Raw genomic sequence first — 14,572 nt, forward strand, 5'->3', positions numbered from 1 at the left:
TGTTGTTGCTGTATGCGCAATTTACTAATTTTGTCTTTGTTGCTTTTAATATTTCCTTGTTTTGCAGCAATTACAGTAGTGACTGAAAACTTACCAAATTTTCACTATCAAAATGAAAAAGGCGAACTTGTTGGTACTGTCGTTGATAAAGTAAAGGCAGCATTAACGCGCAGCGGCGTTAACTACACACTATCGGTTAATCCTTGGTCTGTTTCATATAATGCAGCACTGCGTGACAGTAACACCTGTATCTTTTCTATGGCGAGGCTTCCAGTCAGAGAAGCGCATTTTAAATGGATTTCCAAGCTGTCTAACTTTACCGTCTCGTTTTATAGCTTCAAGCCTGAGCATATAAATATTGCAAATCTGGGTGATGCGAAGCGATACCGTATTGCCGTTTTAAAAGACAATTACAGTCATATTTATTTAGCAGAACATGGTTTTAATGAAAAAAACCAACTCATCTTATTAAATAGTTTTGACAACATATACGATATATTAAAAAGCCGTCGTAATAGTATCGATTTAGTGGTGCTCAGCGATGAACAATTTAACTTCGCGCTCCAGCAAGACCCCTCACTCTCGTCATTAAAACCTGTTTATGAAATCCCAGTGGGAAGCCAAGAATTGTATTTTGCTTGCAATAAAAATATCAACAATTCAACCTTGGAAAAATTAACCAACGCCTTTGCATTTGACGATAAAAAATAGCACTTGTTGATTGCATTAAAGTCGCTATAATCAGCTGCTTTTTGACCATTCTTGCAAAAGTGTAACGTCTAAAAAGTACTGTGTATTCAAAAGATTGAATGCGATTCTATATTTAGGAGCTGCAATGAGTGATTTACTCATTATTATGTTATTAATTTTGATTAGTGCGTTATTTGCGATGAGTGAGATAGCCATCGCTGCATCACGCAAGATCAAATTGCGCGTTATGGTTGATGAAGGTAGTAAAAAAGCGCAGGCGGTTTTAACACTGCAAGAGCAACCAGGTGCTTTTTTTGCGATGATTCAAATTGCGCTGAACGCTATAGCGATTTTAGGCGGGATAGTGGGTGAGCAAGCCTTATCACCTTACATTGAACAAATTTTGGTCATGGTCTACCAAGGGCCGTTGCTTAGTCAGATAAGCTTTTTAATCTCGTTTTTTTGTATTACGTCGCTCTTTATCTTATTTGCAGACTTGCTACCAAAACGTTTGGCGATGATCATGCCGGAAGTGGTCGCAGTGAATGTTGTTTCAATCATGCGCTGGGTAACTTTTGCGCTAACACCGTTTGTGATGTTTTTTAATGGCACCACTAATTTTATTCTGCGTGCTTTTAAAGTGCCGGCAGAACGAGAAGACATTGTAACCACAGAAGACATTGTTGCCATGATGGATGCAGGTGCTGAATACGGAAGTTTACAGCAGCAAGAGTATGAGATTATTGGTAATGTATTTGACTTAGAAGCTCGCTTTTTATCGAGTGTGATGACACCGCGAGATCAAATTGTGTTTTTCGATGTGAAAGCCGCTGCGGATGATGTCGCTACAAAAATTATTGAACACCCACACAATCACTTTTTAGTGTGCGATGGCAGTTTAGATAAATTAATTGGTTCGGTCGAATCAAAAGATATTTTGCGTAAGGTACTCAAAGGCCAAAATGCTGACATAGATGAGGAACTGATCAATAAGGATATCTTTTATTTACCTGAAACCCTCAGTTTGTCAGAAGCGTTAAATACTTTTAAAACCGCCGCTGAGCCGTTTGCTGTTGTTGTTAATGAATACGCATTAATGGTTGGCATCGTCACGGTAAAAGATCTTATGAAAGGCTTTATGGGAGACTTAATATCTCACCAAGGTGAGGAGCTTATCATCAAGCGTGATGCAAATTCGTGGCTGGTGGACGGACTTACGCCAGTGGTTGAGCTGGCAAAAGTACTTGAGCTTGAAGATTTTCCTGATCAATCTCATTTTGAAACTGTTGCGGGTTTTTTAATTTACACAATGAAACGTTTGCCTAAGCGCGCTGAGTTTATTCATTATGGCGGCTATAAATTTGAAGTTGTGGATGTTGAAGGGGTGAAAGTAGAGCAGTTACTTGTTTCTCGATTATCATCCAGTGAAGGCGCATAAGCGCCTTTTCCTTTCATTTAAAGTGGCATTAATTGTCTGTATACTGAGGGAGTTTATTATAATTTAAGACTTTTTATGTGCCTTATTAAAAATGTTTATGGTGCCTTTCGTGCTGCACTGCTTGTTTTTTTCTTACTATTATCTTTTTTTAGTTTTGCAGTAAAACCTACTAACCAAACTCTTGTTATGGTCGGGGGCGAGCTGGCTATGTGTTCAAGTGCAAATAGTCAACACTGTACAAGTGAAGAGGCAATTTCAGGTAAGCAATCAAGGTTGTTCAAAATTACCCGTGAAGCAATCAAAACCGTTAATCAATCATGGCCGACTAATAATAAAGCGAATAAAAAAGCGGTTAATACCTTATTAAATACACTTGTAGACACTCATTCTAAATCAATGCGTAAAACGCAGTTACTGTGGGCATGGCGTGATATCAATAATGAGCTATTAAGTGTTTTACATGTCAGCGAATTCAACTATGTGTTAGATATGCTAGAGATTGCCGTCGTCGATCAGCAGCAAAATAGAGTAAAAGAACGTGTGTTTCCTGCTTATAATGTGGAGTCATCAAGCACTGATATCCTTGACTTTGTTGCTGCGAGTATAAAAGTAAACAGCCAAACCCCGAAGGTTTTGGTGATCACCGCATCTAGCCGCGATCCTTATGCGAGTGCTGATTATTATGAGTCATTACTTAATCATAAAGGTATTCAAGCAGAGTGGTTACCTTTAACGCCCGCGTCAGCGTATGCCCTTGTTAATAATAAGTGTAATGAACTCAATACATTGCGCCAAACCGAAATGCACTTATTTAATCGAGAAAAGGTGTATAGAGATAGAACCGACACCGAACTGGCCTTTTGCCAGCAAGGTATTAATGCATTACATAAGCAGTTAAACACGGCCACCGCGGTGATATTTAACGATGGCGATCAAGCACTTGCTCAGCAGGTATTATTTACTCGTTCTGGCGAGGCTTATCCGTGGTTTACAAAACTTCAATCACGCCCTGTTATCATGGGGGTGGGCAGTGGCAGTATCTCACAAAACGGTGGAGTTTCTGCACAAGGGAAAAAATCGGTGATGGTTTTGCAAGGTGACAGTCTGTCTGCTCTTAGGCAAGGTGGTACGAACTATGACTGCATTGGTTGTGAAATGAAAGAAGCGAGTGACGTTTTAGTTTATTCAACTAAAAGTGGCCTTGCGACATTTGACTATGGCACCGTTGATAGCCATTTTAGTGAACGTAACAGAACAATGCGCTTGGCTAGATTACTTGCCGACACAGGACAAAAATATGGCTTTGGGATTGACGAAACAACGGCCTTAGTGTCGATTCGCGCAGCAGACACAGCCTTAATGACCGTCATAGGTAAAAATGGCGTTGTTCATATTGAGTCAGCGGGGAAGCTGAGCGGCAAACTCAGTTATTGGCCGGCAGGCGCAGTTATTGATGTCACTGACAAGGGCTTTAGTTTTGCTAAACGCAGTGTTGATAATGCCTTACCAAGTATGACAATTCCTCCGTTACCACTGCAACGATTTGGCGGTATTTTTAGTGAAGCCAAACTCCGTTCATTACTGCAAGCCATGTGTTTAACACAAGAACAACAGGCGGTTGCTCAACAAGATGAGTTTTTACTTAACTTAGATGCTACAGAGCAAACTCATTACTATCGAATTAACAAAAGTCGCTCTGGTTGCGGCGTCGAAAACCTTTCATTTAAAGTTAAAACGTTTAATTAATCACTAAAATGCACAGAAGCTTAGCCTATTTTCATGTTTAGAAAATGGGCTAAGGTCTTACTTTATAATTACAAAATTCAACATAATCAGTATGTTATTTTTTCTTACGTTTAACTAAGTCGCACAGCTATCTAGCACGTTTATTTAATTCTTCTACACATCGTTTTAAACACACTAAAGACATTCTCATTGATGTAAGTCATACGCGTAATGATTAAATTTAAGCTAACCTGTAATGAAAAGAGCTGAGTGGTTGATAATGCGATGAAAAAATTACTGTTATTAACGAGCGGGGGAGATTGTCCAGGACTCAATGGGGTGATCCGTGCCATTGTAAAAGCGGCTGCACATGATGGAAACTGGCAAGTCTATGGCAGTCGACGCGCTTACTGTGGAGTGTTAGAGACACCGCACGATATTATTCATCTTTCTGATGACGTTGTTGCTGGGATACATGTTCGTGGTGGTACTATTTTAGAGACGGTTAATAAAGGCAACCCTATTGCATTCCCGACAGACATAAAGGGTAAGCGTGTGTTGGTCGACCGATCCAATGAATTAATCAACGTAATTAGCGAACTAGGCTTTGATGCGGTTATTAATATTGGCGGTGATGGGTCCCACAGAGTGTCTCAGCATTTATATGAACGCGGGTTAAACATAATTGGTGTACCAAAAACCATTGATAATGATTTGTTTGGCACTGATTACACCATAGGTTTTCAAACTGCGGTAGACACCGCAACCGAAGCTATCGATCGGTTAATCCCGACAGCTCAAAGTCATAATCGCGTTATTATTACAGAAGTCATGGGGCGAGATGCAGGCTGGATTTGCTTACATTCGGCAATCGCAGCAGGCGCAGAAGTTGCGCTTCTTCCCGAAATTCCTTATTGCATAGAGACGATTATTAACAAGCTACAGACTCGTTTCGATAACGGGCATGGCTTCGCTAATATCGTAATTTCTGAGGGTGCAAAACCAATTGAAGGTGAAGTTGTGAGTCACCAGTCTACTGAATTTGGCTACGAAAACCCTGTATTAGGAGGCATTGCAGAGCAATTGGCAATGCGTATTAAAGCGCAACTCCCGTTAGATGTTCGTGTGACTGTTTTGGGTCATATTCAACGAGGTGGTACCCCTAATTCATTTGATAGGGTGCTTGGTGCAGAATATGGAGTATTGGCTTTTGAGCTTGTTAAACAAGGTAAATTTGGTTTAATACCGGTTCATAAAAATGGTGAAATTAAACCAATCAGTTTAAAAGAAGCAACATCACAGTATCGGGCTATTCCGCTTGAGCATGTACTTATTAAAACAGCCAGAAGTATGGGCATATGCTTAGGTGATACCTAGGAAAATGGCGTGTTCATAAGCCGTGACTTATTTCACTAAATGCTGATTCTAAAATTGTTGTTTTAGCTTTGTTCAAAATTCATCCTACAAAGCAAGGGTTTTATTTAATGTAAATTAATTTAAAGAGGGTTGATCTGTGTCAATTTTAGTTTAGAATGATCGTTCATTCTAAACTAAGGGTATAAACATGCACCGCTCTCGCATTCCATTTTTTGCAGTGTCAGCACTGGCTGCCGCTGTGCTTTTATCAGGCTGTGGCCAATCAGAACCAGCTCAAGGGCAGATGCAGGCAGCTCAGGCTGTTCCTGTGGGTGTTATTGAGATGCAAAGTAAACCGCTTACGCTAACAAAAGAGTTACCGGGTCGCGTGTCTGCATCACGTATCGCAGAAATCCGTCCACAGGTGAATGGTATTATTCAATCACGCTTATTTGTTGAAGGGGCGGAGGTTGAAAAAGGTCAGGCACTTTATCAAATTGACCCCTCTACATTTGAAGCCCAAGTTGCAACCAGTAAAGCGGCTATTACTAAAGCTGAGGCGAGTATTTCAAACGCAAAAGCGAAGTCTGAACGTTATAAAGAGCTACTCAGTATTAAAGCCGTTAGTCAACAAGACTTTGATGAAGCCGATGCTGCTTACAAAGGAGCAAAAGCCGACTTACTAACAGCACAAGCACAATTAAAAACGGCTCAAATTAATTTAAATTACAGCAAAGTTTTAGCGCCTATCAGTGGTCAAATTGGTAAATCAAATGTCACCGCAGGTGCGCTTGTCAGTGCAAACCAAGCAACTGCTTTAGCGACGATTACGCAACTTGATCCGATTTTTGTTGATTTAACACAATCAAGCAGTGAACTTACTCGTCTTAAAAAAGCGATTGCTGCAGGTGAGCTTGATAAAGATGCCGCACTGCACTCTAACGTTGAGCTAAAAATGGAAGACGGAAGTACCTATCAACACAAAGGGGTGCTTAAATTTTCAGAAGTAACCGTTGACCCAAGCACGGGGTCAGTGACCTTGCGTGCAGAATTTCCTAACCCAGAAAAGCTTTTACTCCCAGGTATGTATGTTCGCGCAGTTGTTGTTGAAGGCGTTAAAAGTGATGCAATCTTAGCACCGCAACGAGGTGTTAGCCGCAATACAAAAGGTGAGCCGACAGCGATGGTGGTGAGTAAAGATAACACTGTAGAAGCTCGCGTGCTTAAAACAGACCGCACGGTCGGTTCAAACTGGTTAGTGACTGAGGGACTAAATAACGGCGATAAGCTCATTGTGGAAGGCTTACAAAAAATTCGCCCAGGTGCACCAGTCAATCCAATGCCTGCTGAAACAACAGCAAACAGCCAGTAACGGAGAATCTACATGTCACGATTTTTTATTGATCGGCCTATTTTTGCATGGGTACTTGCCATCGTTGTGATGCTGGCAGGTATTCTTGCAATAAAAAGTTTGCCGGTTGCGCAGTATCCATCAATAGCGCCACCTGCCATTAGCATTCAAGCCAATTACCCAGGTGCGTCTGCCCGTACATTAGAAGATACGGTTACCCAGGTTATAGAACAAAAGATGAAAGGGCTTGATGGCTTGTTGTATATGTCATCAACATCGGAGTCTAATGGTTCAGCAACACTTACATTGACTTTTAGCGCTGATACAGACCCTGATATCGCCCAAGTACAAGTACAAAACAAACTGTCACTTGCAACGCCACTGTTACCTGAAGAAGTTCAGCGCCAAGGTGTGTCTGTTGCGAAATCGGCACGTAACTTCTTAATGGTTGTCGGTTTTGTTTCTGAAGACGGCAGTATGAATAATATCGACATTGGTGATTATGTTTCATCAAATGTGCTCGATATTATCTCGCGTGTTAATGGCGTAGGTGAGGTTCAGTTATTTGGTTCTCAATATGCAATGCGCATTTGGCTTGACCCATCAAAACTACAAAAATATGCATTAACACCGGCAGATATCAGTGCAGCAATTAGTGCTCAAAATGCACAAGTATCTGCGGGTCAGCTTGGGGCATTACCTGCAGTAGATGGCCAGCAATTAAATGCGACCGTAACGGCACAAAGCCGCCTTCAAACGCCAGAGCAATTTAGAGATATATTCGTTAAAACGAATCCTGATGGTTCAGTTGTGCGCCTAAGCGATGTAGCAAAGGTTGAATTAGGCGGTGAAAACTATGGTGTGGTTGCGCGTTTTAACGGTAAACCAGCATCGGGTTTAGGGGTAAAGCTAGCCAGTGGTGCAAACGCACTTGATACTGCTGATGGTGTTAAAGCGGCACTTGCTGAGCTTGAACCTTTCTTTCCTGAGGGGTTAACGACTGTTGTACCGTATGACACAACGCCTTTTGTCTCTTTATCAATCGAAAAAGTGGTTAGTACGCTAATTGAAGCCGTGGTTTTGGTGTTCTTAGTTATGTATTTATTCTTACAGAACTTTAGAGCGACACTTATTCCTACAATCGCTGTTCCGGTTGTATTACTGGGTACCTTTGCGATATTACAAGTATTTGGTTATTCAATTAATACCTTAACCATGTTCGCGATGGTGTTAGCGATAGGCTTACTTGTTGATGATGCTATCGTTGTCGTTGAAAACGTGGAACGTGTAATGACAGAAGAAAACCTGTCACCGCTTGAAGCAACACGTAAATCAATGGATGAAATTAAAGGGGCCTTGGTGGGGATTGCCATGGTGCTTTCTGCGGTATTCGTTCCTATGGCTTTCTTTGCAGGATCGACGGGCGTTATTTATCGTCAATTCTCAATTACGCTTGTAACAGCAATGAGCTTGTCGGTATTAGTGGCACTTATTCTTACACCAGCACTGTGTGCGACAATGCTAAAGCCAAGCCATGTACACAATGATAAATCACTATTTGGTCGTTTCTTTTTAGGCTTCAACCGAGGTTTCGATAAAACCAATGCGGGTGCGCAAGGGTTTGTTGCACGCATGATTAAGCACAGTAAACGTTACTTACTTTGCTATGGTTTGATTGTCGGCGGCATGGTGTATATTTTCTCGCAATTACCGTCTGCTTTCTTACCAGATGAAGACCAAGGTATATTGTTTAACCAAGTAAGCTTGCCAGCAGGCTCAACCACGGAACAAACGTTAAAAGTGGTTGAAAAAATGGAGCATCACTTCTTGGAAGATCAATCTGAAGCAGTGAAATCTATCTTTACAGTCACAGGTTTTAGCTTTGCGGGATCTGGTCAAAATGCAGCGATTGGCTTTGTTGGTTTAAAACACTGGGATGAACGTCAACGTCCTGATTTATCAGTGGGCGCTGTTGCGGGTAAAGCGATGGGATACTTCTCAACAATTAAAGAAGCGTTTGTGTTCGCATTTCCACCTCCTGCAGTTGTAGAACTTGGTACAGCAAACGGCTTTACCTTATTTTTACAAGACCGCGTAGGGCTTGGTCATGATAAGTTACTTGAAGCACGCAATATGTTTTTAGGCATGGCGGCTAAAAACCCGGTGCTTTCAGGTGTTCGCCCTAATGGCCAAGAAGATAAACCAGAACTTGAACTGGATATTGATTTAGCTAAAGCAGAAGCGCTTGGCTTAACACAAACTGACATTAACAACACGTTATCAACGGCGTGGGGTAGTCGCTATGTAAATGACTTTATTGACCGTGGTCGTGTGAAAAAAGTGTATTTGCAAGGGACTCCAGAATCACGCATGGTGCCCGAAGACCTCGATAAATGGTATGTGCGCAATGCAAACGGCGATATGGTGCCATTCACTGCATTTGCCCATTCATATTGGACTTATGGCTCACCACGCTTAGAGCGCTATAACGGCTTCTCGGCGATGGAAATTCAAGGTGCCGCTGCGCCAGGTTACAGTACAGGGCAAGCAATGGTTGAGGTTGAAAAAATAGTAAAACAGCTTCCTCCAGGTGTGGCATTTGAGTGGACCGGTATATCGTATGAAGAGCGTTTAAGTGGGGGTCAGGCACCGTTACTTTATGCATTGTCGTTGCTGGTTGTATTTTTATGTCTTGCGGCATTGTATGAAAGTTGGTCTGTGCCGGCTGCGGTGATGCTGATTGTTCCACTGGGTGTCTTTGGTGCGGGTGTAGCGTCATTTGTGTTTAATTTATCAAACGACATTTACTTGCAAGTTGGCTTATTAACAACCATAGGTTTAGCCTCTAAGAATGCAATTTTAATTGTTGAATTTGCGATTCATAAAATGGACGAAGGTATGAAGCTTGTTGATGCTGCAATTGCTGCTATTCGCTTACGTTTACGCCCAATCTTTATGACGTCAATGGCGTTCGTATGCGGTGTTTTACCGCTTGCGATAGCATCAAGTGCAGGCTCGGGAGCTCAAAATGCACTCGGTATTGCAGTGATTGGGGGCACGCTTGCTTCATCAACAATCGTGGTGTTATTCGTTCCGTTATTCTTTGTGTTAGTTCGTCGCGTATTTCCCGGCAAACAAAAAGTGAATAGTGAGGAGCAAGCATAATGAAACTTAAACTGGTCTCTATTTCAGTCGCGACCTTAGTGCTTTCGGCCTGTAATATGGCTCCTGACCTTGAACAGCGTGAATTACCTGTTGCACCACACTATGCAGATGAAACCAATGCGGGAAATATTAATGACCTGCATTGGCAAGCATTCTTTAGTAATGCGCAATTACAACAGTTAATTGAATTAACGCTCGAACATAACAAAGACATAAAAACGGCTGCACTTAATGTGCAGCAGGTGAGAGCGATGTATCAAATTGAGGATTCAAATCTGTATCCAAGTATCGATTTGAATGCATCGGGTACACGTCAACGTTTACCCGGGAGCCTAACGGGCACCGGTGAGGCAGCTATCAGTGAAAACTATTCTGCTACCGTGGGGTTAACCGCGTATGAGCTCGATCTTTGGGGAAAGGTTCGTAATCAATCTGAACAAGCTTTGCAAAATCTTTATTCTGCTGAGTATAGTTTATCCAGTGTTCGTATCAGCTTAATTTCTGAGCTGGTTAATGCATGGCTAAATTACGCAACGGATAAAGCACTGTTAGAGCTTGCTAATGACACATTAAAGTCGCAGCAAGAGTCACTTGCGCTTACGCGTAAAACATTTGCGCTTGGTGCAGCATCACAACTTACGTTATCGCAGCTAGAAAGTACGGTTGCGAGAGCGAAAGTAGATATAGCGAATTACCAGCGTTTACTTAAGCGTGATAAAAATGCGTTAGATTTTTTGGTCGGCCAATCAGTCAATGTCGATTTATTGCCTAATCAAAGTATTGATACCGTACTTAGTGTGCCCGAGGTGCCGGTTGGTTTACCGTCGGAGTTGTTAACACAACGTCCTGACATTAAAGCTGCTGAACATAATTTACGTGCTGCAAATGCAAATATTGGTGTTGCTAAAGCGGCTTTTTACCCAAGTATTAGCTTAACAGCCAATGCGGGGACGGCATCAGCAGATTTAAACAATTTATTTGATGCAGGCTCGGGCACGTGGAGCTTTGTGCCTTCTATTAATTTGCCTATCTTTAATATGGGTCGTAACCAAGCAAATTTAGAGGTGGCTGAAACGCAGCAAAAAGTGGCCTTAACGCGTTATGAGCAAACAATTCAACAGGCATTTAAAGAAGTGTCTGACGCATTAGCAGACCGTCAAGGTTATAAGCAACAATTAGCAGCGCTAAATGACCTTTACCAAAGCAATGAGCTGTCTTTTACCTTATCGGATGCACGCTTTCAAAAAGGGGCTGATAGCTATTTGCAGGTACTCGATGCGCAGCGCAATTGGTACAGTGCGGGCCAGCAGTTAATTATGGGTAAGCAAGCGTATCTTGCAAGCCAAATTAATTTGTATAAGGCCCTTGGCGGTGGTTGGAATGCACAAGGTGCTGTTCGATAAGCCAGCAATTGCATTGTTTATTCAAGGATTTACACGATCTTAGTTGTTTTGCTTTAGCGCTATGATTAAGATCATGTAAACCTTGTTTAAATTATAGTTAACTATACGGGCGAATAGTGTGGAGAAAACATGACGCAAAAAACCAAAAGACACAGCGATCCTGCGCTCGCAGAAGCTAGACGTAATCAAGTTCTTTGTGCTGCGGCAGATTGTTTTCGTCGCAAAGGTTATCATGGCGCTGGTATGGCTGAAATATCGAAAACAGCCGGTATGAGTGCAGGCCATATTTATAACTATTTTGCCAGTAAAGAAGCCATCATTGAGTCTATTGTCGAACGTGACATGGAAGAAATGTTCTCAATCTTTAGAGAGTTTGCAGACAAGCCTGGAGACCGTGTTTCGGTGTTATTGGATGGCCTTAATAGAGGAGTAGAGCGACACACTGATTTAAATCAAGGCGCCCTTGATTTAGAAATGCTCGCTGAAGCTGCACGCAACGAGAAAATTGCCAACCTTTTAAGAGAATCTGATGCTCATGCGCGTGATTCAATGCGCGAATTATTAATTGGTGAACGAGGTCCTTTACAAGGCGCTGCACTGGATGAAATAAACGCACGCATCGAAGTCATGTTTTCAGTGATGGGCGGGTTGTTATTACGCAAAATGCTTAACCCTTCATTAGATACCGAGCAGTTAATAAAAGCATTAAGGCCTACCATGCAGACCTTATTATTGCCTTTCGAATAAAGGCATTTAGCCTTTATTCTGGTTTTTAAAAACGCTCAATTGACCACTGTAAGGCAATAACAGCAATGGTTAGTGAGCCCGCGGGCATCAGCCATTTACGATACCAATCACGATTCCTTAGACTGATTAATACCGGTAAACAGATAGCAAGTATCACAAGCTGACCTAATTCAACGCCTAAATTGAACGCCAGTATGCTCATTAACTGATAATCACTTGATAAACCCAGTTCCCCTAGAACACTGGCAAAGCCCATTCCATGTAATAAACCAAATGCAAAAGTCACCCAGCCTAATCGAACGATTAATGGCCATATATTGTTTAACGCTGCAAAGAGAACAGAGAGCGCAATACCTAATTCAACCCAACGACTATTGGGTGACACTAATTCAAGGGCCGTGGCTGTCAAAGTAATGGAATGAGCAAGCGTAAATGCGGTGACTATCCAAGCTGTGCCGACGGCAATTTTTTTCTTTGATTGGATCCCTTGCCACGTATTTTTGTCTCTCACAAGTACGCAGGTTAAAAGCAACGCCACTAAAAATAAAATATGATCAACACCCATCCAAATATGCAAAATACCTTGATACACATATTCAACAAATGTTTGACCATAACTTGTTTGAGAGAAATTAAGCGTTTGTTGCTGATTATTCCGACTAAACACTCGACTTGTGTTATTGATTGCTGCGATGGCTTTGTGATTAGCATCAATCTGCATTATTGCATTGTAGCTGAGCGTCAGTGCTGATTGTTCAGGACAGTTAATTTGTAACGGAACATCGATATACGCTTGGTTAAAGTGGTTATCAAGTTTAAGTGACCCCTCAGCGCTTACCGTACAGGTGGCACCTGCTTGCTGAGCTGAAATATGATTAAATAAGTACGACGCTATTGCAGCCTGTTTTGCGCTAATTTCCTGCCAAATAATCACGTTATCTTGGTTTAAATCAAAGGGAATAGCTTGCTCTATGTCTGCAACTGCAACTTGCCACGAGCCTGATAAAGACACGGTGTCGTTGCTGTCGTTTTGTAAGTTAATGTACGCTGTACTTAGTTGGTGAGCAGACACATTAAAACTAGTAACAACGATTAAGAATGCAATTAAAATTATGTTTTTCATCGTGGTTATGTTCCTAATCGATATCGTTTGCTAATTTGAGTAACTGCTTATCGCTGTCCATTTTCGCGTGTTTCCAGTTAATATTTGCCCAATAGCGTGCTTTAGACTGATTTTCTTCAATTGTTAAATAGTACCAAGTAAGATCGCTGGCATGAAATAGATCTTGGCGTAATTCTCTTAAAATAATGCGCTCTTTTAATTTTAGTCGCCATTTATTCGATTGATTATCGACCTTATATTTTTCTGCCTGCGCAAGACGCAGCAAAATGGCATCTTCAAGGTTGGCGCTATCGTCTAATAATCCACTCAGAGTCGATAATACGGTATCTAGATTATTCATTGCCAAGTGTGCATCAGCCCATAACACCACCAAACTCACTGGTGAGTTTTTTAAATTCACAGTCGCAAGATAATCAATTGTTTGCTCAGGCTTATTTAATCTAAAAGCCATCTCGGCAAGTACATGGCGGGTATTTAGACTCATCGTCTCTTTGCGAGCGATCTTTTTTAATGCCTGAAAACGTTCTTCAAGCTTACCCATTTGACTTTGTGCATCTAAACTACATGTGGTCACAGTTTCAATACTTGCATGACCAATTAAGTTTAAGCACTCAGACTTTGCGTCGTCGAACTTACCTTGCACCATTAATATGTTTGCTGTTAATAATGCGGCATTCACATGATGAGGACTTAGCTCTTTTACTCTGGCTAAAAAGGCTAAAGCCTCGTCAAATTGATGCTCGCGTTGCAGTACACGCGCGTAATAATAAAGAATTTCGGGATCGTGGCTTGTATTGACTTGCTGTTCTAAGTAACGTTTTAGGAGCCCTTGCTTACTTTCTGTTTGGCCCGCGTATTGTGTTTGTTCAAATAACGTTGCAAGCTCTTGAAGTGTCAGGGTAGCAGCAAGAGGGGTACTTGATGTGGCAATAAAGTCGTTATCGTTTGGAATGTAAGGTTCTGCGTGAGCGAATGTGTTTACAAAAATAAACGACCAGATTAAATGTTTCATTGTTGCTCCTTATAAAAGCCATCCATGGCCAAATTTCTAAACCTTAGTTTCCAGTAACTAAATCATCAAAGTTTGCTTCAGCACCGGTGTTTAAGAACACACGACCATTGAGGCGTAATGGTTCGTCAGAAGCAGCTTGATTAAATGCAGCACGGCCAATAGCAGCAAAATCAACCTGTAATGCTTCAATGGTAATACTGACAGTGGCAGTTACTTGGCTGTTTACACCGTCACTGACAGCAAATTCGAAGCTATCAGCGCCGGTGGTCTCGGCATTAGGGGTATAGGTATAGCTGCCATCACTTTGCACAACCACACTGCCTAATGTGGGCTCTGATACAAGACTGTAAGTAAGAGCATCACCTTCAGGGTCAGAGCCCTCTAGCATGTCTTCAATAACAACCTCTGTTTGCGTTGTTACCATTGCATCAGTTGCACTGGGTGCCTTGTTAACAGGAACAGGCTTCATATCATCTTTGTCATCATTATCACTGTCATTACAGCCTGCAAGAACACCAGCCATAATCATCAGTGTGATTGTAGAGCGTTTTAAATTACGCAT

At 41.7% G+C, this 14,572-nt stretch carries 11 protein-coding genes; 8 read left to right on the plus strand and 3 right to left on the minus strand.

Annotated elements, in window-relative coordinates:
* The first annotated feature begins 12 nt into the window (after positions 1-12).
* The 8 genes from JIG41_RS09720 to JIG41_RS09755 all read left to right on the plus strand — a co-directional run bounded on the left by JIG41_RS09720 (position 13) and on the right by JIG41_RS09755 (position 11,875).
* Positions 13-711 (plus strand): ABC transporter substrate-binding protein, encoded by a 699-nt coding sequence (locus tag JIG41_RS09720; protein ID WP_199524634.1) that lies wholly within the window; start codon positions 13-15, stop codon positions 709-711.
* A 124-nt stretch (positions 712-835) separates the two neighbouring features.
* Positions 836-2,128 carry a hemolysin family protein gene (locus JIG41_RS09725; protein WP_036972771.1) on the plus strand — a complete coding sequence of 431 codons (1,293 nt, stop codon included), beginning with the start codon at positions 836-838 and terminating at the stop codon, positions 2,126-2,128.
* Between the two features lie 75 nt (positions 2,129-2,203).
* The gene (locus JIG41_RS09730) at positions 2,204-3,874 is read left to right on the plus strand and encodes a cyanophycinase (RefSeq protein WP_199524635.1); all 1,671 of its coding nucleotides are present in this window, start codon (positions 2,204-2,206) and stop codon (positions 3,872-3,874) included.
* A 264-nt stretch (positions 3,875-4,138) separates the two neighbouring features.
* Positions 4,139-5,230: a 6-phosphofructokinase gene (locus JIG41_RS09735; protein ID WP_199524636.1), complete on the plus strand. Its 1,092-nt coding sequence runs from the start codon at positions 4,139-4,141 to the stop codon at positions 5,228-5,230.
* Between the two features lie 187 nt (positions 5,231-5,417).
* Positions 5,418-6,581, plus strand: a complete 1,164-nt coding sequence (locus JIG41_RS09740) for an efflux RND transporter periplasmic adaptor subunit (protein WP_036972769.1) — start codon at positions 5,418-5,420, stop codon at positions 6,579-6,581.
* Between the two features lie 12 nt (positions 6,582-6,593).
* Entirely contained in the window at positions 6,594-9,725 is a 3,132-nt protein-coding gene (locus JIG41_RS09745; protein ID WP_036972767.1) for an efflux RND transporter permease subunit, read from the plus strand.
* Entirely contained in the window at positions 9,725-11,128 is a 1,404-nt protein-coding gene (locus JIG41_RS09750) for an efflux transporter outer membrane subunit (RefSeq protein WP_199524637.1), read from the plus strand. The genes JIG41_RS09745 and JIG41_RS09750 overlap by 1 nt, the downstream gene beginning before the upstream one ends.
* A gap of 129 nt (positions 11,129-11,257) precedes the next feature.
* On the plus strand, positions 11,258-11,875 hold the full coding sequence (locus tag JIG41_RS09755; protein WP_036972763.1) for a TetR/AcrR family transcriptional regulator: 618 nt from the start codon (positions 11,258-11,260) through the stop codon (positions 11,873-11,875).
* A 25-nt stretch (positions 11,876-11,900) separates the two neighbouring features.
* On the opposite strand, the gene JIG41_RS09760 is transcribed toward JIG41_RS09755, so the two are convergent.
* The 3 genes from JIG41_RS09760 to JIG41_RS09770 are packed head-to-tail and all read right to left on the minus strand — an operon-like array spanning position 11,901 to position 14,572.
* Positions 11,901-12,998 (minus strand): HupE/UreJ family protein, encoded by a 1,098-nt coding sequence (locus tag JIG41_RS09760; RefSeq protein ID WP_199524638.1) that lies wholly within the window; start codon positions 12,996-12,998, stop codon positions 11,901-11,903.
* Between the two features lie 13 nt (positions 12,999-13,011).
* Positions 13,012-14,010 carry a lipopolysaccharide assembly protein LapB gene (locus tag JIG41_RS09765; RefSeq protein WP_199524639.1) on the minus strand — a complete coding sequence of 333 codons (999 nt, stop codon included), beginning with the start codon at positions 14,008-14,010 and terminating at the stop codon, positions 13,012-13,014.
* A gap of 43 nt (positions 14,011-14,053) precedes the next feature.
* Entirely contained in the window at positions 14,054-14,572 is a 519-nt protein-coding gene (locus JIG41_RS09770; protein WP_065979148.1) for an Ig-like domain-containing protein, read from the minus strand.

Source organism: Pseudoalteromonas sp. bablab_jr011 (assembly GCF_016464045.1).
Classification (GTDB): domain Bacteria; phylum Pseudomonadota; class Gammaproteobacteria; order Enterobacterales; family Alteromonadaceae; genus Pseudoalteromonas; species Pseudoalteromonas lipolytica.